Below are 20,690 nucleotides of genomic sequence, written 5' to 3'. Positions count from 1 at the left end.
TCACTTCCAATCCTGGTTCTTCCAGTCGCCGATCACCGGCGGTGCGACCGCCTGCTCGCCCGCGAAGAAGTTCGGGTCGTCGCTTTCGAGGTAGTCGGCTGCCTTGTGTTCCTTGTCGTCTTCCTTCTTGCCCCCGCGGCCGGCGCCCATGCCGCCCATGCCCGGGGAGCCCGCGGCACCGGCCGCACCGCGGCCCGACATCGCGTTGCGCGCCGCCGCCGCTTCGGCTTCCGCGGCCGCGCCGGACGCGGCACCGCCGCTGAGGTTGCCCGCACCGCGCAGGCCGGCACCACCGGCACCGGACCCGCCGGCCCCGGAGCCGCCGATCCCGCCGAGCGAGCCACCGCCGCCACTGCCGCCGCCGGGGATGCCGCCGAGCCGGCTGGCGATGCTCTCGCCGTTGATGCCCCCACCTCGGCCGATGGTCGGCATCTTCGCCCCGCCGGGGGTGTTGAGGCCGCCGGTGCCGGTGGGCAGCCCGGTGATCGGGTCGATGCCGGGCGGGGTGAACCCGGGGATCGAGCCGCCGCCGCGGACGGTCCCGCCGCCCCCGGAGACGTCCGGGATGTTCGGGATCGACGGCGGCGTGAACCCGCTGCCGCCGCCGCTGCCCCCGCCGCCGGGGATGCCCGAGGGCGTGAAGCCGGAGGACGTCGTCGAGTCGTCGAAGTGCGGCAGCGACGAGCCGGGGATGCCGGCCCCGCTGAAGTTGCCGCCGCCGGGGCCGTTCGGGGTCTCGAAGTTCGGCGGGGTGAAGCCCGCGCCACCGGAGCCACCCGCACCGCTGCCGCCGCCGGGGATGCCCGCGCCGGAGAAGCCGGAGCCGCCACCGCCGGGGATGCCACTGCCCGGGACGCCACTGCCGGAGCCGCCCGCGCCCGGGATGCCGCTGCCGGAGAAGCCGGACCCTCCGGCGCCGCTGCCGTCGCCCGGGATGCCCGCGCCGGCCCCGCCGGCGCCCGCGGCACCACCGGCGCCGAGGCCCGCCGCGTTCACGTCGGCCGGGATGCCCGCGGCATCGGGGAGCCGCCGGCTTCCCGCCTGCAGCGGCTGCACGTCACCGCCCGCTCCGGCGCCGCCCCGCGCGGCGACGTTCTGCCTGGTCGCGGTCGCGGTCGGCAGCTTCGGCGGGGCCGGGAACCGCGGGGTGGCGACGGCGGCGCCGATGGTCTCGTCGTACTGCGTCATGATCTGCGCGGCGTGGTCCCGCGCGGCCTGCTGCGCCCGGTAGGTCTGCATGGCCTCGCCCGCGGCCGCCGCGTACTGGATCGGGTCGGTCATCGACATCAGGCGCTGGTTGGTCGACTGCAGGTCGAACTGGACCGGCGGGTTCGCGACCATCTGCCGCTGGGTCTCGTTGAGCGCCTGGGAGTGGATCTCCTGCTGCCGCCCGGCGAGCGTGGCGCCCTGCGCGGTCGCGCCGAGCCACTTGCCGACCCCGGCGAGGTGCTCGCGGACGGCGTCACCGGCGTCGCCCTGCCAGTTGTTCGTGCTCGCGTTGATCGCGTCGGCCAGCGTCTTCTGGTGCGTGCCGAGGTCGTTGCCGACCCGCACCCACTCCTCCGAGGTTTCCGCGACGGTCGCCGGGTTGGCGTCCTGCGTGATGGCCTCGTTCATCTGTTCGTGGCTGGCGTTGTTCCACAGGGTGCGCGGCGCCCCGCCGTTCTCCCGCATGGTGAGGCCCTCGTCGAGGCCGTGCTTGGCGTCGTTGAGGTGCTGCTGGTAGAGCTCCTGGATCTTCTTGTCGCGCAGCACCGGGTCGACGACCGGGCCGAGCCAGCCGGCCCGGATCTCGTCGTCGACCTGCTTCGTGGCCATGTCGCGGATCTCGTCGCCCGAGGGCGACTTGTCCGTGGTCAGCGGCCCGACGTAGTACTTCGACGACGAATCGGCGGTCACGTCGTAGAGCGGACTGCGCGGGTCGTAGTCCGGCGACGACGGGTCCGAGACGGACTCGGCGGTGGGTGCCACGGTCTCCCTCAGCTCTGGTCGGCGGTCGGGAGCGAGGTCAACGTCTGCTGCGTCGTCTCTTCCCGGGACTTGTAGTTCTGCTTGGCCAGCTTGATGGCCTCGATGTAGGTCGGGAACTCCTGCCGCGCGGCCTGCAGCTGGGTGACCAGGCCGTGCTCGTCGGCGGCGGTGCTGACCATGTGCGCGGACACCCACTGCCCGGTGGCGGTCCGGCTCATCGCGGGCGCGTCGTGCAGCCGCTGCAGGGTGGCCCACCGCTGCTCGAGCGACTCGAGCACGCCTTCGAGGGCCTCGATCAGCTGATTGCCGGTGGTGTCGTCGATGGCGAAGCCACCGGTCTGGGCCAGCCGCTTGAGCTGCGCCCCGGCGAGCCCGACCCGCACGGCGGCCATGGCCTTCGCCTCGGGGGTGGCCGCGCTCTGCATCTGCATGGTGGCCTGGATGGCCTGAGCCGCCGCGGCGGTCTCTTCCGTGGTCATGACTGCTCCTCCCCGATCAGTAGACGGCCGCGATGGCGTCGCGGATGGCGCGCGCGAGATCGGCCCGCCCGGCGGGCACGTAGTCCGCGGTGAGTTCCCCGCCGTCACCGGTCCGGGTGTGCACGAGGTACCGGCCATCGGCGGTGTCGAGCCAGCTCAGCGGCTCGCTGGCGACGCGTTCCCCGCGCCGCCCCTGAGCACTGACGGCGATGTGTCCCCCACCCAGCCGTGGTTCGGCCAGCACCCGTTCGAGCACGGCGACATCGGACGGTTTCGGAGCCGGCGGCCGCCGCCCGGGCCGCACGACGGCCTTGACCTCGATCATCCCGAAGGCATCGGTCTCTTCTTCGTCGAACTCGGCGTCGGCGATCCGCTTGGCGGTCATGGCGGAGACCTCCCGCCCGGCGGCCCGGTGCACGGTGTGCCGCCCGGTGCTGGCGGCGGGAGCCGGCGGAAGCACCCCGGTGACGACCTCGACGAGATCTTCGTCGGCGAACAGCGAGAACAGCAGCTCATCGGTGTCGGCGGACTGCGTGATCCCGAGAGCCTGGGCCCCATCGCTGACGACGAGGACGGCCACATCGGCCCCCAGCCCATCGATCCCGCTGACGGCCACGGAGACCCGCGGCTCGGCCAGCAGTTCGAAGGCGGTCCGCACCCCGGGGTGCAGCTCGCCGGAGACGGACAGACGCCGCTCCTCGAGCTCGTCGTAGACCCGCCGGGCAATGTGCACGAACCGCACGGGATCGGACGGCAGATTCCCGGCCCGGAGCGGGTACCGCCGGACATCGCCCCCGGTAGCCCGCCCGACGACGAGTGCTTCGAAGACCTCGAGGACGAACTCGAACCGCTCCGCCATTTCCCCTCGCCGGATCCTTTTCGTCAAACCTTCAAGCAAGTTCCCTGATGAACATTAGCAGTGCGGCTGCAGTGGGGGTCGCGACCGCCACCCGGATGCCCGAAAGACCACACTCCGCTGGCCCGGGCGGGCAAGGGGATGTCACCCGATGGAGTGGCGGGGTGCTCGATCGGGGTTGGGGTGGTGGCTGGTTGATCGGCTGCTCGGGCGGGCGCCGGATGGGGCGGTGACGGTGGCGGACTCTGGGCGACAGGCGACGGCGGCGGGCGGCGATTTGCGCTGGCAGGGCGGCGGCGGTGGGCGGCGACCGACGATTCGCACTGGCAGGGACGGCGATCTCCGGCCGCCGCGGCGGGGCGGCCGGTCGCGAGGCGGCGATCGGGAAACCGCTGGAGCGGCAGAGGCTGGAGGGGTCGGCACAAGCGAGGCTGAGCAGAGCTGGGGGCCTCACCGTGATGGATGCGGTTGCACGGCGGCAGGGAAAGGTCGCGCAACGCTGGGCCGAAGTTGCGCGCCGGTGACGAGACCGCGCGCGATGGAGAAAGGCCACGCCCAGCGGCCGAAGCTGCACGCCGACGGGCGAGGCCGCGCGGCGGTGAGGCGAGGTGGCGCGGGTGGAGAAAAGTTCGCGCGACGGTGGGTGAGGTCGCACGGCAGAGGTGAGGTTGCACGGCGGTGGGTGAGGCTGCACGGCGATGCACGAGGCTGCGCGGGGAGTTTGTGGGCGGGGCGTGGGTGTAGGCCCGTAGCCGTGTGGCTGCGGGCCTTTCCCGTTGTTCGGTTGGCTCAGGCTGCGAATGGGAGGGGTTCGTGGAGGTTGTTGCGGCGGGGTTTTCGGCGGCGGTCGAGGAAGGTGGGTGGGAGGAATTCCGGGAGACCGTCGGGGGCGATGCGGACTTCCCAGCCGGAGCGGTGCAGCAGCCGGTGGTGGTGGGCGCACATCAACACCAGGTTGGTGAGGCTGGTGGGGCCACCGTCGGCCCAGTGCCGGATGTGATGGCCTTGGCAGTGCCGGGGTGGGCGATGGCAGCCGGGGAACGCACAACCTCGGTCGCGCAGGAACAACGCCCGGCGCAGCCCGGCGGAGATGAGGCGGCGGAGACGCCCGAGGTTGAGCGGTTCACTCTTCGCACCCAGCACGGCGGGGATGATCATGGCGTCGCAGGCGTGGACGCGGGCTTCGGCGGCGGTCATGGTGCCGGTGTCGCCGAGCGTTGCGGTGCCGGTGCCGGACTGCAGGTCGGTGAGGGAGACCGCGACCATGACGTGGGCTCGTTCCCCGGCCTGCATCGGCAAGTCCGGGGAATTAAGGGCCAGGTCGATCGCGTCGGAGAACGCATCACCGTAACGCTGCGGCATCGCGCGGTGGTCGGGGCCGTCGTCACCGGTGCGGCGCTCGGCCAGCGCGTCGAGCAGAGCGCTGGCGCGGGTGCCGGTCTCGTCGTCGAACTTGCCGTTCAACTCCCAGACCCCGGATCTTCGACGACGCAGAAACAGCTCCCGGGTGGGAGTCAAAGGTTCGGTGTCATCGGGCTCGGCACCATCGGGGTTGAGGTGGGCAAGGATCCGGGCACCGAGGACCGCGACCTGCTTGTGCCCGGCCTCGGCAGCGAAGGTCAGTAGGTCAGCCTCGACACGGTCGCGATGCTCAGGAGGAACCTCCGCCAGGACCCCGGTGATCACATCGATCATCGGGGCACTCAGCGAGCCAGACAAAGCAGCAACACCCGTGGCCGGCGCCAGCGCCGGGATCGGGGTGCCATCGAGGGTGCGACCGGGATTGACCAAGCGGGCCCGTTTCACCAGACGTTCCGCCGCCGACCTCGGAAGGTCACCCAGGTGCTCCAGCAACCGGGCAACAGACCGGTAGCCGAACACCTCCATCACCCCACGCTGCTCAATCTCCACCAGCAGCGCGCCGACTTCAGCTTCAGCAGAGCGGATGGCCGCGAGCAACTCACCGAGGCGGTCGGCGAAAGCTACCGCCTCGGCGGACGAACGAGCGCTGTCGGACATAGATCAAGATTACCGACCATCGAACACAAGTTCATCACTCGAACGGGTACGAACCCCGAACCCCGAACCGCAAAGCACCGCAAAACCCAGGCAGGACAAGAGCCAAGATGAAGACTCAAGAAGCAACCCGGCGCGCCCGTTCGATATCGGGCCCCCGATAGAGCCGCTCAGGGATTCGGGCCAAAGTGGACGGATGGACCTGCTCCCCCAGTCCGTAGAACTTCTGGAAGCTCATGATGAGCGGCCGCCAAGCGTCCGGGTCGATCCGGTCCTCGGTCCCCTCCATCCGGATCGACTCGTGCACGAAGACCCGCTGTACCCGGACCTCGAACGACACCACTCCCCCGTCCGCACCCACCGGGTGCACCTCCTCGACCACGACTTCCATCGCCACCGGGCACTCGGCGACGCGGGGCGGTGTGACCGTCGACGAGGCCACCGCCGTCAGGCCGGCCCGGCCGAACTTGTCCGCCACGTGGAAATAGCCCCGCTCCTGCTTGCCCGCGGGCACCGGGTCGGACCCCGTCGTCAGCGCCAGCCGATCGACCGCCGCCGCCATCGACGACGAAGGCAGGTTCAGCACTCCTTCGCGGCTGTGCAACAGGTTCTGGGCCGTCCGGGAGCGGACTCCCAGCCCGAGCACCGCTCGCCAGCCGAGCCAGAATGCCGATGACATCGGCGCCAGATTGACCGATCCGTCCTCGTTGGTGGTGGAAATCAACACCACGGGCGTACCGAAATACAGAATACCGGGCTCGATGGCCGTGTGCTCGTTCACCCCACCGATCCTGCCGTCCACAGGGGACGGACCGCTGGCGGGAATCGGCCATCGCAATCAACAGAACAGGGGCGGCACCCGCAAGCAAGTGCCGCCCCCGCAACGGAGACTCAGCGAGACGCCAGCGCCCGCCGGGTCAGTACGCGCGCGAGGTGACGGCGGTACTCCGCCGTCGCGTGGGGCTCGTCCGGCGGGTTGGTCCCCTCTGCCGCCAGCTCCGCCGCCTCCTCGATCGACGCCCCGGCCGCCAGTGCCTCCTCCGTGGCCGTGGCCCGCAGCGGGACTCCGCCCATGTTCACCAGGCCGACGCGGTCGCCGGCCACCGTCACCCCGACCATCGCCCAGTCGATCGCGCGGCGGGTGAACTTGCGGAAGCCCCAGCCTTGCCCCGTCTGGGCCGGGAGGCGGATCTCCGTCAGCAGCTCCGCCGGCTCCAGCGGCGTCGTGAACGGGCCCAGGAAGAACTCCGCCGCGGGGATGCGGCGCTCCCCCGCCGGCCCGCGGGCCACCAGGACCGCGTCCGAGGCCAGGACCGCCGCCGGGAGGTCCGCCGCCGCGTCCGCGTGGACCAGGGAACCGCCGATCGTGCCGCGGTGGCGGACCTGGCGGTCGCCCACCTCGCCGGACACGTGGGCCAGCAGCGGCGCGTGCTCCAGCAGCACCGGGTCCTGCACCAATGCGCTGTAGCGGGACAGCGCGCCGATGACGACCTCGTCGCCCTCCAGGCGGACGTAGCGCAGCTCGTCGAGCGGGCCGATGTCGACCAGGTACTCCGGCGCGGCCAGGCGCAGCTTCATCAGCGGCAGCAGGGAATGCCCGCCCGCCAGCACCTTCGCGTCGTCGCCGTGCGAGGCGAGCAGCGAAAGTGCTTCGTCCACTGTGGACGCGCGCAGGTACTGGAACGAGGCGGGGATCACCGGTCCACCTCCTGGCCCGACGCGTCGATCACGGCGCTGACGATGTTGTGGTACCCGGTGCAGCGGCAGAGGTTGCCCTCGAGCCCGGCCCGGACCTCGTCACGCGTCGGCTTCGGGTTGTCGGCCAGCAACGACACCGACGCCATGATCATCCCCGGCGTGCAGAACCCGCACTGCAGGCCGTGCTGCTCCTGGAACGCCCGCTGCACCGGGTGCAGCGCACCGTCCGAAGAGGACAATCCCTCGACCGTCGTGACGGCGTGGCCGTCGGCCTGCGCGGCCAGCACCGTGCAGGACTTGACCGACTCGCCGTCGAGCAGCACCGTGCAGGCGCCGCAGGACGTCGTGTCGCAGCCGACGTTCGTGGCGGTCAGGCCGGCCGTGTCGCGCAGGAAGTGCACCAGGAGCGTCCGGTCCGGCACCTCCTCGGTCAGCGGCCGCCCGTTGACCTCGATCGAGACCTTCACTGCGCGCTTCCCTTCCCAGCTTCTTCCAGTGCGGCCCAGACCCGGATCGGGGTCGTGGGCATGTCCAGGTGCTTGACACCGCGGGCCGAAAGGGCGTCCACCACGGCGTTGTGCACCGCCGGCGTCGAACCGATCGTCGCCGCCTCGCCGATCCCCTTCACGCCCAGCAGGTTCCGGTCGGTCGGGGTGGCCATCTCGACCAGCTCGAAGTCCGGCAGCTCGGCGGCGGTGACGAACGAGTAGTCCGCCAGGGTCGCGGTCGTCGGGTTGCCGTCGTCGTCGTAGGTGACGACCTCCATCAGCGCCTGCGCCGCCCCCTGCCCGAGCCCGCCGTGGCGCTGGCCGCGGAAGGTGAGCGGGTTGACGATCGGGCCGGCGTCGTCGACGGCGACGATCCGGCGCAGCTCGACCTTGCCGGTCTCGGTGTCGACCTCGACGACGGCCAGGTGCGCGCCGAACGGGAACGTCGGCGCGCCACCGCCGAACCAGACGTCGGCCGAGAGCTTGCCCTCGCTCGCCGTCTCGGCGACCTGCGCCCAGCTGAGCACCGTGCTCGACGGCGCGCCACGGACCTGCCAGACGCCGCGATCGGCGTCCAGTTCGAGGTCGTCCGGTGCCGCTTCCAGCAGGTCGGCGGCGAGCTGCCGGGCCTGCGCGATCACCTCGTCGGCCGCCTGCCGGATCGCCGAGCCGCCCAGCTGCAGCGACCGGGAGCCGAACGTGCCGACCGCCTTGGGCACCTCGTCGGTGTCGCCGTGCCGGACGGTGATCTGGTCGAGGGGGACGCCGAGCTGGTCGGACAGCAGCATCGCCAGCGACGTGCCGAGGCCCTGCCCGTGCGGCGAACTGCCGGTCCACGCGACGACCGAGCCGTCCGGGTGGATGTCGACGCGGCCGCTCTCGCCGCCGCCGTCGCCGCCGGTGATCTCGACGTAGGCCGCGATGCCCAGGCCGAGCTCCACCGGGTCGCCCGCCTCCCGCCGGCGCCGCTGCTCGGCGCGAAGCTCCGCGTACCCGGCCGCGTCCAGGGCCTTGTCCAGCGCCGCCGCGTACTCGCCCGTGTCGTAGGACGCCCCGGTCGGCGACTGGTACGGGAACTCGTCCGGCCGGATGAAGTTGACGCGGCGGACTTCGGCCGGGTCCAGCCCGATCTCGGCGGCGAAGCGGTCCATCGCCCGTTCGACCGCGGCCGTCGCCTCCGGGCGGCCGGCGCCCCGGTAGGCCCCGATCGGCGTGGTGGTGGTGACGACCGCGCGGCTGCGGGTCTCGACCTTCGGGAACCGGTAGACGCCGACGGCCATCAGCTCGGTCAGCGTCGGCAGCAGCAGCATCCGCGGGTACGCGCCGGCGTCCTGGACGACGTCGAGGCGGTACGCCAGCACCGTGCCGTCGCGTTTCCCGCCGATGGTCACCGTGTTGCGCTGCGCGCGGCCGTGCGTCATGGCCGTGAGGTTCTCGCTGCGCGACTCGACCCAGCGCACGCCCCGCCCGAGCTGCTTCGCGGCCCAGCCGAGCACGGTCGCCTCGGGGTCCGCGCCGATCTTCGCGCCGAAGCCGCCGCCGACGTCCGGCGCGATCACCCGCACCGACTCTTCGGCGACACCGAGGCTCCCGGCCAGCTGGCTGCGGGCCATCTGGGCGTTCTGGGTGGACAGCCAGGCCGTCAGCCGGCCGTCCTCGCCCCACACGCAGGACGCGCCACGCACTTCGAGCGGCGCCGGCGCGACGCGCTGGTTGAGGATGGTCTCGGTGACGACGACCTCGCACTCCTCGAAGATCGCGTCGTCGAACTCGGTCGCCCCCTTGACCTGCACGATGTTGCTGTCGCGGTCGGGGAACACCAGCGTCTCGCCGGCGAGGGCCGCGTCGATCGACGCGACGGCGTCCAGCGGCTCGTAGTCGACGTCGACCAGCTCGGCCGCGTCGGCCAGCTGGTAGCGCTCTTCGGTGACGACCAGCGCGACCGGCTCCCCGACGTAGCGCACCACCGCACCGGCCAGCCACGGTTCCGGCACCGGCCCCGCCGGGTGCGGGGGCAGCCCGAGGTCCGCGGCGGTGAACACGCCGAGCACGCCCGGCGCCTCCTTCGCCGCGCTCACGTCGATGCCACCGATCCGCGCGTGCGCGATCGGACTGCGCACGAACACCGCGTGCGCGGCCCCGGAAAGCGCTTCCGTCCGCAGGTCGTCCACGTAGGTGCCGCCCGCGGTGATCAGATTCCGGTCTTCCCGGCGGACCACCCTGGTCCCGACAATGCTCATCTGGTCTCCTGCTCGCCGATACCCCGCCGATCATGCCCGCAGGCCCAGGACGATCGCCAGGCCCAGTCCGCCTATTCCGATCGCGATGCGCAGCGGGGTGGCCGGCAGCCGGCGCACGAGCGCGGATCCCAGCCAGGAGCCGCCGAGCGAGCCGAGGCAGACGGCGAGCGCGGCCGGCCAGACGACCTTGCCGGTGACCGCGAAGACGATCGCGGCGAGCAGGTTCGCCGAGCCGGTGACCAGGTTCTTCGCCGCGTTGGTGCGGGCCAGCGGCTGGCTCCAGACGGTGACCAGCAGCGCGAGCATGAGCACGCCCGCGGCGGCGCCGAAGTAGCCGCCGTAGATCCCGATCAGGAACGCGACCACGCCGGTCACCGGGCTGAGGCCGTGGTGCTCGGCACCTTCGGCCAGCCGGCGCAGCCGCGGCCCGGCCATCAGCACCAGCGACGCCCCGCCGATCAGCCACGGCACGATGACGGTGAACGCGCCGGACGGCGTCAGCAGCAGGATCAGGCCGCCGCACGCGCCGCCGACGGTGGTGATGGCGCAGAGCGGGAGGAGCCGGCGGCGCTGCCCGGCCAGTTCGGGACGGGCGCCGGCCGCGGCGCCCACGGTGGTGCCGAGCATGGCGACGGTGTTGGTGACGTTGGCGGTCACCGGCGGCAGCCCGGCGGCGAGCAGCGCGGGGTAGGACACCAGCGACGCGAGCCCGGCGGTCGCCCCGGTCAGGCCGGCCCCGACGCCGGCCAGCACGAGCAGGAGCAGCACCCACGGGTCGATGATCACGTTGTCATCTCACCACGCGGCCCCGGCGGCCACCGGGCTGGTCGACCGGGACACCCTGCTCGTCCACCCGCCGACGCTCGGCACCGGCGGCGCGCTCAAGTATAGGGCGTTATACGAAGCCAGTGTCCACATCGGACCGGAGGCCGCCGCGGCGCCGATGTCGTCCGCACTTGATCGATCTCGCACCGGTCGCGGCGGGCCCGCGGGCGAGTACCTTGTCACCACGGGGCTTTCCACCGCCCGATCGGGAGGACGGATGCGCGTCACGATCGCCGAGGTCGCCCGCCGCGCGCGGGTGAGCAAGACGACCGTGTCGCGGGTGCTCAACAACAAGGCGGACGTGGACGCCGCGACCGCGATCCGGGTGCGCGAGGTGATCGCCGCGACCGGGTACATCCCCAGTGCCGGCGCGGTCGGGCTGGCCCGCGGGGTGACGCGCACGGTCGGGATGCTCGTGCCGGGGCTGACCTGGCCGTGGATGGGCGAGGTGCTGCAGGGCGTCGCCGACGTCGTGGAGTCGAAGGGTTACGGCCTGCTGCTGTCCACCGCCAACCGGGGCGCCGACTCCCTCGGCGAGTTCTCGCGCCAGGTGTCGGCGAAGGCGTTCGACGGCCTGCTGCTGGTGGAACCGCCGGACGCGGTGCGGCACCTGCGGGTGCTGCACGACTCCGGGCTGCCGGTGGTGGTGATCGACGACCGCGGCCGCCGTCCGGCGTTCCCGTCGGTGGGCACGGACAACCGGCAGGGCGGCGCGGCCGCGGCCCGCCACCTGCTCGGCACCGGCCGCACCCGGCTCGCCACGGTCACCGGGCCGCGCGACTTCGGCTGCACCGCCGATCGCCTCAACGGCTTCAACGAAGCCGTTCTCGACGCCGGCCTGACCCTCGACTCGCGGCTGATCATCGAAGGCGACTTCACGAGCGAAAGCGGCGAGGCGGCGATCCTCCAGCTCCTCGAAACGGGCCCGGAGTTCGACGCGGTCTTCGCGCACAACGACCTCACGGCGGCGGGCGTGCTGGCGGGCCTGCGCAAGGCGGGCCGTGCGGTGCCGGGGGACGTCGCCGTGGTCGGGTTCGACGACATCCCCCTGGCCGCGCACACCCAGCCGCCGCTCACCACGATCCGCCAGCCGCTGCGGCAGATGGGCGAGACGGCGGCCGGGCTGCTGCTCGACCGCCTGGCCGGCGCGCCGGCCCCGGACGCCCCGCTGATCGTCCCGACGGCACTGGTGGTCCGCGAGTCGACGCGGCCGGTCAGCGCCCCCGGGAGCGGGGACTCACCGGGGTAGCCGGCTCACTGGTACACCCGCACGTAGTCGATCACCATGTCCTGCGGGAGCACCGTTCCCGCACCCGGCGGGCCGGGGAAGTCGCCGCCGATCGCGTTGTTGAGGATCAGGAAGAACGGGTGGTCGTAGACCCACGGCCCGCGCGTGCTCTCGACGGTGTCCCGGTCGATCGTCTGGAACGGGGTGCCGTCGACGGAGAAGGTCATGTGGGTGGCGTCCCAGTCGAGGCCGAAGCGGTGGAAGCCCGCCGAGACGTCCTGGCCGAGGTCGTAGGGCGCGCCGACACCGCCGGCGCCGTTGTAGGCCGGGGCGTGGATCGTCGAGTAGGCCAGGTTCGGCGCCTTCCCGACGTGCTCCATGATGTCGATCTCCCCGCAGTTCGGCCACGGCGTGCCGCTGAAGAAGTTCGCGCCCAGCAACCAGAACGCGGGCCAGAGCCCCTGCGTGCCGGACACCTTGATGTTCGCCTCGACGTGGCCGTAGGTGAAGCTGAACTTGCCCGCGGTGTTGAGCCGGCCCGAGGTGTACTGGCAGGTCGTGCTGCCGCTGATCGGGTCCGGCGGGCAGGCACTGCCCGGCGTGGCTTCCCGGCGGACCTGGATGACGAGGTTGCCGCGGCCGTCCTGCTTGGCGTTGTTGTTGTTCGTGTAGTACTCGAGCTCGTTGTTGACGCCCGGCCCGGTCTCCGCGGTCCACTTGCTCGCGTCGGGGGCCGCGCCCGCGGCGCCGTTGAACTCGTCGCTCCAGACCAGCGTGCCCGGGAAGTGCGGGGCCGGCGGCGCGGGCGGCGGCTGGGTCGGATTGCCGCCGGTGCCGTAGACGTCGAAGCCCCACAGCGAGTAGCCGTAACCGTTGGAGCGGGCGGTGCCGTACATCCGGACGTACCGCCCGGAACCGTTGACGGTCAGCGTCTCCTTGAACCCCTTGCCACTGCTGGTCGAGTAGATCGGCGTCCAGGTGGCGTTGTCGTTCGAGACCTGGAGCTGGTAGGCGACCGCGTAGGCCGGGTCCCACTGCAGGACGACCCGGTGGATCGCCGCGGGCGCCCCGAGGTCGACGGTGATCCAGCCGGGGTCCACCCAGCCGGTGGTCGCGCTGGTCGCCCAGCGCGTGGCCGGGTCGCGGTCGAAGGCCTTCGCCGGGACGCAGCCGGGGCAGGCGCCGTCGTCCTGGTACGAGGACGCCGTGCCGGACTTGCCGTAGGAGAGCAGGACGTCGCCCGGCTGCGTGGTGCCGCCGCCGTAGACCTGGAACTCCCAGAGCGAGTACCCGTACTGCGTGGCGCGCTGGGTGCCGGTGAGCCGGACGTACCGGCCGCTGCCGGTGACGGTCAGGGTCTGCGTCCCGCCGGTCCCGGCCGTGGTGGCGTAGAGGGAGGTCCAGGTCATGCCGTCGGTGGACGCCTGGAGGGTGAAGGCCTTGGCGTAGGCGGCTTCCCAGCTCAGGACGACCTGCGAGAGCTGCTGGTTCGAACCGAGGTCGACCTGCAGGGTCTGCGGGTCGGAGAAGGCGCTGGACCAGCGCGTCCCGGGATCGCCGTCGACGGCGGCGGTCGCCGGGAACGCGGCGGACTCGGCCGAGGACGCCGTCACCGGACGGCCTTGCGAGAGCAGGACGGGGGCGGCCCGGGCGACCGGGGCGGTGAGCAGGGCGGCCAGGGTCAGGGCGAGGACGGCCAGTACCCGGGTCCTCGACATGCGGCGTTGCATGGGGCACCTCCACGGCGAACCGGCGCCGGGACGGCGTTGCCCCGGCGCGGATCGGCTCACGTGGCCCGCGGCGCGGGTGTGGGGCCCGGCCGGCGGCACGCTCTTAATTCAAGGTATAAATAAAGAGTCGTAAAATGTCAACGGGCACTGGGCCGGGCGAAGGAATCCGCGCCGGATCCTTGACTCCGCGGAGTCCCGCGCTGTTAACTGCGAGCTCACCGACGGAACCGGTTCCGTGACCGCCAACCGGAACGGCTCCGCCGCGCCAAACCCGTTCGGGCTGACCGGTTCGCACCGGCACCCCACCCGGCACCGCTCCTCCGGCTCACGGTGCCCGGGCGGGGCTGCGGGCGCGCACCCGCCGCACCACCCGACACCGGCGCGAGCTGTGGGGCTCGCCCGGTCCGCTGCCGTTCCGCTCGTCCTCCCCGATCCAGCAGGCAGGCTCATGAGATCAACGACGTTCTCCCCCGTGCACCGCCTCCTCGTCCTCGCGACCGCCGTGGCCGCCGCGTTCGCCACCACGGTGGTGGCCGGCGCCCCGGCGCGGGCCGCCGCGTGCGGCACCACGAACCTCGCGCAGGGCCATCCCGCGACCGCCTCCTCGACCGAGAACGGCGGGACGCCCGCGTCCGCCGCGGTCGACGGCAATCCCGGCACGCGCTGGTCCAGCGCGTTCAGCGACCCGCAGTGGCTGCAGGTCGACCTGGGTTCCGCGCAGCAGCTCTGCGACGTGGTCCTCAGCTGGGAAGCCGCGTACGCCCGCGCGTTCACCGTGCAGCTCTCGGCCGACGCGGCCACCTGGACCACCGCGTACTCGACGACCACCGGCACCGGCGGCACGCAGACCGTGCCGCTGTCCGGCACCGCGCGCTACCTGCGCGTCCACGGCACCCAGCGGGCGACCGGCTACGGCTACTCGCTGTGGGAGGTCGCCGCGCACGGCACCGGCGGTGGCACGACCATCCCGCCGACCGATCCGCGCAACCCGGACTTCGGGCCGAACGTGTCGGTGTTCGACCCCTCGACCCCGGCCGCGACGATCCAGAACCGGCTGACGCAGCTGGCGAACCAGCAGCACACCAACCAGTTCGGCAACGAGCGCTACGCCGTGCTGTTCAAGCCGGGCACCTACAACGCCGACGTCAACCTCGGCTTCTACGAGCAGGTCGCGGGCCTGGGCCTGTCCCCCGACGACGTCAACCTCAACGGGCACGTCCGCGTCGAAGCGGATTGGCTGCAGCAGGGTGACAACCCGAACAACAAGGGCAACGCGACGCAGAACTTCTGGCGGTCCGCCGAAAACCTGTCGGTGACGCTGCCGGCCGGCCAGGTCGAACGCTGGGCCGTCGCGCAGGCCGCCCCCTACCGCCGGATGCACCTGCGCGGCAGCCAGATCCAGCTCTGGAACGGCGGGGACGGCTGGGCCAGCGGTGGCCTGATCGCCGACAGCAAGATCGACGGCGTCGCCGTTTCCGGGTCCCAGCAGCAGTTCCTGACCCGCAACAGCGAGCTCGGCGGCTGGCAGGGCGGCGTCTGGAACATGGTGTTCGTCGGCTCGACCGGCACCCCGCCGGCGTCCTTCCCGAACCCGCCGGAAACGGTCGTCGGGCAGACCCCGGTGATCCGCGAGAAGCCGTTCCTCTACGTCGACGGTTCGGGCAGCTACAACGTGTTCGTGCCGGGGCTGCGGCAGAACTCGTCGGGCACGAGCTGGGGTCACGGCACGCCGGCCGGGCAGTCGATCTCGCTGAGCGAGTTCTACGTCGCACATCCGTCCGACTCGGCCGCGACGCTCAACGCCGCCTTGGCCGCGGGCAAGAACCTGCTGGTGACGCCGGGCGTCTACCACCTCGACCAGGCGCTGAACGTCACCCGCCCGGACACCGTGGTGCTCGGCCTCGGCCTGGCGACCCTGATGCCCACCAACGGCACCGCGGCCATCACGACGTCCGATGTGGACGGCGTGAAGATCGCCGGGCTGCTCATCGACGCGGGCGCGGTCAACTCGCCGGTGCTCGTCCAGGTCGGCCCGCCGGGCTCCAACGCCAACCACGCGGGCAATCCGACGTCGCTGCACGACGTGTTCTTCCGGATCGGCGGCGCGGCCGTCGGGAAGGCCACGCAGACCCTGGTGGTCAACTCGAACAACGTCCTCGGCGACCACATGTGGCTCTGGCGCGGCGACCACTCCTACGGCGTCGGCTGGAACGTCAACACCGCGGCCAACGGCCTGGTCGTCAACGGCGCCAACGTCACGATGTACGGCCTGTTCGTCGAGCACTACCAGCAGTACGAAGTGCTCTGGAACGGTAACGGCGGGCGGACGTACTTCTTCCAGAACGAAATGCCCTACGACCCGCCGGACCAGGCGTCCTGGTCCAGCGGCGGCGGCCGGCAGGGCTGGGCGGCGTACAAGGTGGCCGACTCGGTGACCAGCCACGAAGGCTGGGGCCTGGGCAGCTACTGCTTCTTCAACACCAACCCGTCCATCGTGGCCGCTCATTCCTTCGAGGTGCCGAACACCGGCGGGGTCCGGTTGCACAACCTCGTCTCGGTGTCACTCGGCGGCGTCGGCACGATCGCCCACGTCGTCAACGACACGGGTGACGCCGCGAACACCGGGCACCAGGTGAGCCCGCTGGTCTCCTACCCGTAGCACCGCGGCGACGTACGCGTCCGGGCGGACCAGCCAGGCTTCGCCCGGACGCGCACCCAGCGCCCCGCCCACCGGGATCCGCACCGACCGCACGCCGGGCGCCCGCACCCCGGGGGTGGTCAGGACCAGGAACCCCTGCCGGGCCAGGTCGCGCAACCGGCCACCTTCGACGGTCACGTCCGGGAGCAGCACACCCGGTCCCGGCGGCGGCAACGCCCCCCGCGGCGGCCGTCCCGCGAACGGCCGTTGCGGATCGGGCGTGGTCAGAGGCGAATCGGTGTACCAGAACGGTTCGGCCAGCCGGCCCGAGTCGACCTGCGCGCAGGCGTCCGGGTCGTGCTCCGCCCGGGCGAGGACGTCGAGCCGGCGACGGCGCTGCTCCTCGTCCCGGGGCACCAGGAAATCCATCGTGGCGGTGGTGACGGCCGCGTTCTCCACCGCCGCCGCGTGCCGCTCGGCGTGGTAGCTCTCCAGCAGCTCCTCCTCCGCGTCGCCGCGCAGGACGGCGGCCAGTTTCCAGGCCGCGTTCTCGGCGTCGGCCACCCCGGAGTTGAGGCCGCGCGCCCCGAACGGCGCGACGAGGTGCGCGCAGTCCCCGGCCAGCAGCACCCGGCCGACGCGCATCCGGTCGACGAGCCGCGTGTGGAAGCGGTACACCGACCGCCAGGCCACCTCGTACGGCCGGGCGCCGATGATCGCCCGGATCCGCCGGTCGAGCGCCCCTTGCGACTCCTCCGCCGTGAGGTCGTAGTCCTCGGGGACCTGCCAGTCGACGCGGAACCGCGAGCCGGGGCACGGGTGGATCAGCACCTGGCGGCCGGGGTTCCACGGCGGGTCGAACCAGAACCGCCGCTCGGCCGCCCAGCCCGGCAGGTCGGCGCGGATGTCACAGATCAGGAACAGGTCCCGGAAGGACACGCCGGCCAGGTGCTGGCCGAGGGCCCGGCGCACCGCGTCGCCGTGGGCTCCGGTGCAGGCGATCGCGTAGTCCGCTTCGATCCGGCGCGGGCCGTCCCGCGTCTCGCACCGGATCTCGACGCAGCCCGGCTGGGTCAGGCCGGTGACGCGGTGACCGCGGCGGACGTCGATCAGCGGCTGCCGGGCGATGAGCTCGTCCAGCACCTCCTCGACGCGCGCCTGGGACAGGTTCACGAACGGCGGCAGCGCCGATCCGCCGTCGGGGAGCGTCAGCGAGAACAGTTCGCCGTCGCGGTGGAACGTCCGCGAGGTCGTCCAGGTGAGGCCTTCCTCGGCGAGGCAGCCCGCGCCCAGCGACGCCCAGACGTCCAGGGTGTCGCGCTGGTGGCAGATGGACTTGGACCCGACGGGGTCGCGCACCTCGTGCTCGTCGACGAGCACGACCGGCACGCCCCGGCGCGCGAGCAGCAGCGCGGCCGTCTGGCCGACCGGGCCGCTGCCGAGGACCGCGACCGTCATCCCTGGAGCCGGTCCCAGACTTCGCGGTCGCGTTCGGCCGTCCACACCACCGGCCGTTCGATCCCGGACAGCTCGTCCCACAGGCGCGAGACGTCGAAGGGCAGGCAGTGCTCGAAGATCGGCCAGTGGCCGTACCGGTCGTTCAACGCCGCGTGCGTGCGCTCGAAGGCCTCCTTGAGGGTGCCGCCGGCGTCGCGGACCGCGCCGACCTCGCGCAGCATCGTGGTCAGGAAGTGCCGGGTCTGCGCGATGGCGGCGCCGACCGCTTCGCGGCCGCGGCTGACCCCGCCGCGGCCGCCGATCAGGGTCTCGGCTTCGAAGGCGGCCACCCGATCCAAAGTGGACGTGGCCCAGTCGCGGTGGAACGCGTCACCGGTGTACAGCGCGGCTTCGGCTTCGACGAGGTCGCCGGCGTAGAGGATGTGCCGGCGCGGCAGCCAGGCGACGATGTCGCCCTCGGTGTGGCCGCGCCCGCAGTACTGCAGCACGAGGTCGCCTCGGTCGCCGCCGAGGTCGATGGTGAGCCGGTCGGAGAAGGTGAGCGTCGGCCAGGTCAGCCCGGGCACCGAGTCGGCGCCCTTCGCCAGCCGCGGCATCCGGCCGAACTCGCTTTCCCAGTCCTCCTTGCCGCGCTCGGCGACCAGGGCGCGGGTGTTCTCGTGCGCGACGATGACTTCGGCGTCGAAGGCGGACGCGCCCAGCACGCGCACGGCGTGGTAGTGGCTCAGCACCAGGTAGCGGACCGGTTTGTCGGTGTGCTCGCGCAGTTTCGCGAGCCACTCCGCGGCCGCGACCGGCGTGGCCAGCGCTTCGAAGCAGACGAGGAAGTCCTCGCCCTCGATGGCGCCGATGTTCGGGTCGCCTTCGGCGGTGAGTGCGTAGACGCCGTCGGCGAGGATTTCGAGGGTCTGCGCTTTCTCCGCCAGGTCGGCCGAAGAGGCGAAGGCTTTCTTCGTCACGGCGAGCGCTCCTTGATCGTCAAAGGATTGACTATCCGGTCAGGCTAGCCCGCCGGACCGCCGCGGGGAACCCCGTTTCCCCTAACCTGGGCCGCATGACGGACCGACCGGCCGACCTCGACTACCTCTCGTTCGTCGACTACGCGATCGGCAAGACGCAGGCCGAGCTGCCCGCGACCGACCCGGTGGCGATGCGCCTCGGCCTGACGCTGCACCGCCTGGCGGGCGCGCTGGTCTACGACTGGGAGTCGACGGTCCACCGCCCCCGCGGCTGGAGCTGGGGTGGTTTCCGGGTGCTGTTCGTGCTGTGGCTGGCGGGGCCGCTGGAGTCCCGCCACGTGGCCCGCCTCGCCGGGATGAGCCGAGCGGCGGTGTCGGCCCTGGTCAAGACCTTGGAGCGGGACGCCCTGGTGACCCGCACCCAGGTGGCCCACGACCGCCGCGCGGTGGAACTCGCCCTGACGGCCGCGGGCCACACGGCGGTGACCGACGCCTACCAGGAGCACAACCAGCGGGAGCAGGCCTGGGTGGCATCGCTGACACCGGAGGAGCGCGCGGCGTTGATCGGACTCCTGGAGAAGCTGACCACCGGCCCGGCCGCCGCGGCCGCGCAACGCCTCACCTGACCGATCCTCCAGGCGCGCGGGCGGATCCTCGCGGCACGCCAGCCGCGCCTTCAAGCCCGCCGACCGGCCCCGCGAAATGCGAGCCGGCCGCGCGGATCAGCTGGCCAGGCCGGGCAGGCTCAGCGTGTGCCCGGTCTGCTCGGCCTTGGCCCGCAAATACCGCACGTTGCTCTCGGTCGCGAACACGCCCGTCGGTACCCGGTCGCGCACCGCGATGCCGGCCGCGCTCAGCTGGGCGGCCTTGTCCGGGTTGTTCGACAGCAGGTCGATCCGGCTGACGCCGAGCGCGCCGAGCATCTGCGCCGCCACCGTGTAGTCGCGGGCGTCTTCGGGCAGGCCGAGCGCGGCGTTCGCGGCGTAGGTGTCGAGGCCGCCGTCCTGCAGGGCGTACGCGTCCAGCTTGTTGTACAGCCCGATCCCCCGGCCCTCCTGCCGCAGGTACAGCAGGTAGCCGCCGGTCTTGGCGATCCGCGCGACCGCCTCGGCCAGCTGTGGCCCGCAGTCGCAGCGCGCCGACCCGAAGACGTCGCCGGTCAGGCACTCCGAGTGCGGCCGCACCAGCGGTACCTCGCCGGGCGTGCCCAGGACGAACGCCAGGTGCTCGGCGCCGTCGGCCAGGCCGCGGAACGTCACGGCTTCGGCGTCGACCGCGACACCGCCGTCGAGCCGCAGCGGGATCCGCACCCGCGTCCGCACCCCGGCCGTCATGTCCTCGCCCCTGGTGTCACCCACAAGATCGACCCTACACGAGGTTCAAATTCGAACATCCACGTCGTTCCACCAGGGAAAACCACTGGCGTCCGGTCGTATCCTCGGGCGCATGATCCCCGCCGCCACCGCCGCCTCGTTCCTGCTGGTCGTCGTGCTCGGGGCGATGTCGCCCGGGCCGGACTTCGTCGTCGTGACGCGGTCGGCGCTCACCGGCGGGCGGCGGGCCGGGATCGCCGCCGGGACCGGGATCGCGCTCGGGGTCTTCGCCTGGGTGGTCGCGATCGCCCTGGGGGTCGCCGCCGTGCTCACCGCTTCGGCCGTCGCGTTCACCGTCGTCAAGCTCGCCGGCGCGGCCTACCTCGTCGTGCTCGGGGTCAAGGCGTGGCTGGCCGTGCGCCGCGGCGAGTACCGGGATCTCGCCGAGACCACCGGCGCCCGGCAGCTCAAGGCCGGCGCCGCCTTCCGCCAGGGCCTGGTGACGAACCTGCTCAACCCCAAGGTCGCCGTCTACTTCCTGGCCCTGCTCCCCCAGTTCCTGCCCGCCGACGGCTCCACCCTGCAGACCCTCGAACTGGCCGCGATCGCCACCGCCGGCACGGTGCTGTGGTTCGTCACCCTCGCCGTCGTGGTCGGGGCGCTGAAGCGGTTCTTCAGCGCCGGCCGCGTCCGCCGGAGCCTCGACGCCGTCCTGGGCACCGTGCTCGTCGCCCTCGGGCTGAAGGTCGCCGCCGAGACGGCGTGAGCCCGCCGCCGGGCTCACGCCGCCG

General features: G+C 72.4%; 17 protein-coding genes. 4 read left to right on the top strand and 13 right to left on the bottom strand.

The features are described 5' to 3' along the window. The 9 genes from ACWEVN_RS05500 to ACWEVN_RS05460 form a co-directional block, all read right to left on the bottom strand. Entirely contained in the window at nucleotides 1–1,971 is a 1,971-nt protein-coding gene (locus tag ACWEVN_RS05500) for a hypothetical protein (protein ID WP_452050392.1), read from the bottom strand. 8 nt (nucleotides 1,972–1,979) lie between these two features. Then, a complete protein-coding gene (locus ACWEVN_RS05495) occupies nucleotides 1,980–2,450 on the bottom strand; it encodes a hypothetical protein (protein WP_449681002.1) in 471 nt (156 codons plus the stop codon). 16 nt (nucleotides 2,451–2,466) lie between these two features. Next, nucleotides 2,467–3,309, bottom strand: coding sequence for an ESX secretion-associated protein EspG (locus ACWEVN_RS05490; RefSeq protein WP_452050391.1), 843 nt, complete (start codon nucleotides 3,307–3,309; stop codon nucleotides 2,467–2,469). A 786-nt stretch (nucleotides 3,310–4,095) separates the two neighbouring features. Further along, nucleotides 4,096–5,325, bottom strand: coding sequence for a DUF222 domain-containing protein (locus ACWEVN_RS05485; protein ID WP_452050390.1), 1,230 nt, complete (start codon nucleotides 5,323–5,325; stop codon nucleotides 4,096–4,098). Nucleotides 5,326–5,440: 115 nt separating this feature from the next. Continuing rightward, entirely contained in the window at nucleotides 5,441–6,052 is a 612-nt protein-coding gene (locus tag ACWEVN_RS05480; RefSeq protein ID WP_449681034.1) for a flavin reductase family protein, read from the bottom strand. 161 nt (nucleotides 6,053–6,213) lie between these two features. Further along, complete coding sequence (locus ACWEVN_RS05475; protein ID WP_452050389.1) at nucleotides 6,214–7,020, bottom strand: FAD binding domain-containing protein; 807 nt, start codon at nucleotides 7,018–7,020, stop codon at nucleotides 6,214–6,216. Then, nucleotides 7,017–7,487, bottom strand: a complete 471-nt coding sequence (locus tag ACWEVN_RS05470; protein ID WP_449680998.1) for a (2Fe-2S)-binding protein — start codon at nucleotides 7,485–7,487, stop codon at nucleotides 7,017–7,019. The genes ACWEVN_RS05475 and ACWEVN_RS05470 overlap by 4 nt, the downstream gene beginning before the upstream one ends. Next, the gene (locus ACWEVN_RS05465) at nucleotides 7,484–9,748 is read right to left on the bottom strand and encodes a xanthine dehydrogenase family protein molybdopterin-binding subunit (protein WP_452050388.1); all 2,265 of its coding nucleotides are present in this window, start codon (nucleotides 9,746–9,748) and stop codon (nucleotides 7,484–7,486) included. The genes ACWEVN_RS05470 and ACWEVN_RS05465 overlap by 4 nt, the downstream gene beginning before the upstream one ends. Before the next feature lie 30 nt (nucleotides 9,749–9,778). Beyond that, nucleotides 9,779–10,534 (bottom strand): sulfite exporter TauE/SafE family protein, encoded by a 756-nt coding sequence (locus tag ACWEVN_RS05460; RefSeq protein WP_449680996.1) that lies wholly within the window; start codon nucleotides 10,532–10,534, stop codon nucleotides 9,779–9,781. A gap of 256 nt (nucleotides 10,535–10,790) precedes the next feature. On the opposite strand from ACWEVN_RS05460, the gene ACWEVN_RS05455 reads away from it, so the two are divergent. Then, nucleotides 10,791–11,822, top strand: coding sequence for a LacI family DNA-binding transcriptional regulator (locus tag ACWEVN_RS05455; RefSeq protein ID WP_449680995.1), 1,032 nt, complete (start codon nucleotides 10,791–10,793; stop codon nucleotides 11,820–11,822). Nucleotides 11,823–11,827: 5 nt separating this feature from the next. Here the strand turns inward: ACWEVN_RS05455 and ACWEVN_RS05450 are convergent, their stop codons facing one another. Next, a complete protein-coding gene (locus ACWEVN_RS05450; RefSeq protein WP_452050387.1) occupies nucleotides 11,828–13,531 on the bottom strand; it encodes a discoidin domain-containing protein in 1,704 nt (567 codons plus the stop codon). Between the two features lie 448 nt (nucleotides 13,532–13,979). On the opposite strand from ACWEVN_RS05450, the gene ACWEVN_RS05445 reads away from it, so the two are divergent. Next, a complete protein-coding gene (locus tag ACWEVN_RS05445) occupies nucleotides 13,980–16,190 on the top strand; it encodes a discoidin domain-containing protein (protein ID WP_449680993.1) in 2,211 nt (736 codons plus the stop codon). Here ACWEVN_RS05445 and ACWEVN_RS05440 read toward each other — a convergent pair. Together ACWEVN_RS05440 and ACWEVN_RS05435 are read right to left on the bottom strand one after the other, a co-directional pair. Next, entirely contained in the window at nucleotides 16,092–17,627 is a 1,536-nt protein-coding gene (locus ACWEVN_RS05440; protein WP_452050386.1) for an FAD-dependent monooxygenase, read from the bottom strand. The genes ACWEVN_RS05445 and ACWEVN_RS05440 overlap by 99 nt on opposite strands. Beyond that, on the bottom strand, nucleotides 17,624–18,586 hold the full coding sequence (locus tag ACWEVN_RS05435) for an MBL fold metallo-hydrolase (RefSeq protein ID WP_452050385.1): 963 nt from the start codon (nucleotides 18,584–18,586) through the stop codon (nucleotides 17,624–17,626). Before ACWEVN_RS05435 ends, ACWEVN_RS05440 begins: the two co-directional genes overlap by 4 nt. 95 nt (nucleotides 18,587–18,681) lie before the next feature. Between ACWEVN_RS05435 and ACWEVN_RS05430 the strand changes: the two genes are divergently transcribed. Then, the gene (locus ACWEVN_RS05430; protein ID WP_449680990.1) at nucleotides 18,682–19,212 is read left to right on the top strand and encodes a MarR family winged helix-turn-helix transcriptional regulator; all 531 of its coding nucleotides are present in this window, start codon (nucleotides 18,682–18,684) and stop codon (nucleotides 19,210–19,212) included. A gap of 96 nt (nucleotides 19,213–19,308) precedes the next feature. On the opposite strand, the gene ACWEVN_RS05425 is transcribed toward ACWEVN_RS05430, so the two are convergent. Then, a complete protein-coding gene (locus ACWEVN_RS05425) occupies nucleotides 19,309–19,920 on the bottom strand; it encodes a GTP cyclohydrolase II (protein ID WP_452050410.1) in 612 nt (203 codons plus the stop codon). Nucleotides 19,921–20,032: 112 nt separating this feature from the next. Here ACWEVN_RS05425 and ACWEVN_RS05420 point away from each other — a divergent pair, with 112 nt between their 5' ends. Further along, nucleotides 20,033–20,665 carry a LysE family translocator gene (locus ACWEVN_RS05420; protein WP_452050384.1) on the top strand — a complete coding sequence of 211 codons (633 nt, stop codon included), beginning with the start codon at nucleotides 20,033–20,035 and terminating at the stop codon, nucleotides 20,663–20,665. Nucleotides 20,666–20,690: the final 25 nt, after the last annotated feature.

Source organism: Amycolatopsis sp. NPDC003861 (genome assembly GCF_053605405.1).
This window is presented reverse-complemented; position numbering and strand designations above follow the sequence as displayed.

Bases quoted from the DNA above. Each gene is read 5' to 3' on its own strand.
- ACWEVN_RS05490 (WP_452050391.1), bottom strand. From the start codon at position 3,309: ATGGCGGAGCGGTTCGAGTTCGTCCTCGAGGTCTTCGAAGCACTCGTC.
- ACWEVN_RS05455 (WP_449680995.1), top strand. From the start codon at position 10,791: ATGCGCGTCACGATCGCCGAGGTCGCCCGCCGCGCGCGGGTGAGCAAG.
- ACWEVN_RS05430 (WP_449680990.1), top strand. From the start codon at position 18,682: ATGACGGACCGACCGGCCGACCTCGACTACCTCTCGTTCGTCGACTAC.
- ACWEVN_RS05485 (WP_452050390.1), bottom strand. From the start codon at position 5,325: ATGTCCGACAGCGCTCGTTCGTCCGCCGAGGCGGTAGCTTTCGCCGAC.
- ACWEVN_RS05465 (WP_452050388.1), bottom strand. From the start codon at position 9,748: ATGAGCATTGTCGGGACCAGGGTGGTCCGCCGGGAAGACCGGAATCTG.
- ACWEVN_RS05440 (WP_452050386.1), bottom strand. From the start codon at position 17,627: ATGACGGTCGCGGTCCTCGGCAGCGGCCCGGTCGGCCAGACGGCCGCG.
- ACWEVN_RS05450 (WP_452050387.1), bottom strand. From the start codon at position 13,531: ATGCAACGCCGCATGTCGAGGACCCGGGTACTGGCCGTCCTCGCCCTG.
- ACWEVN_RS05420 (WP_452050384.1), top strand. From the start codon at position 20,033: ATGATCCCCGCCGCCACCGCCGCCTCGTTCCTGCTGGTCGTCGTGCTC.
- ACWEVN_RS05495 (WP_449681002.1), bottom strand. From the start codon at position 2,450: ATGACCACGGAAGAGACCGCCGCGGCGGCTCAGGCCATCCAGGCCACC.
- ACWEVN_RS05445 (WP_449680993.1), top strand. From the start codon at position 13,980: ATGAGATCAACGACGTTCTCCCCCGTGCACCGCCTCCTCGTCCTCGCG.
- ACWEVN_RS05425 (WP_452050410.1), bottom strand. From the start codon at position 19,920: ATGACGGCCGGGGTGCGGACGCGGGTGCGGATCCCGCTGCGGCTCGAC.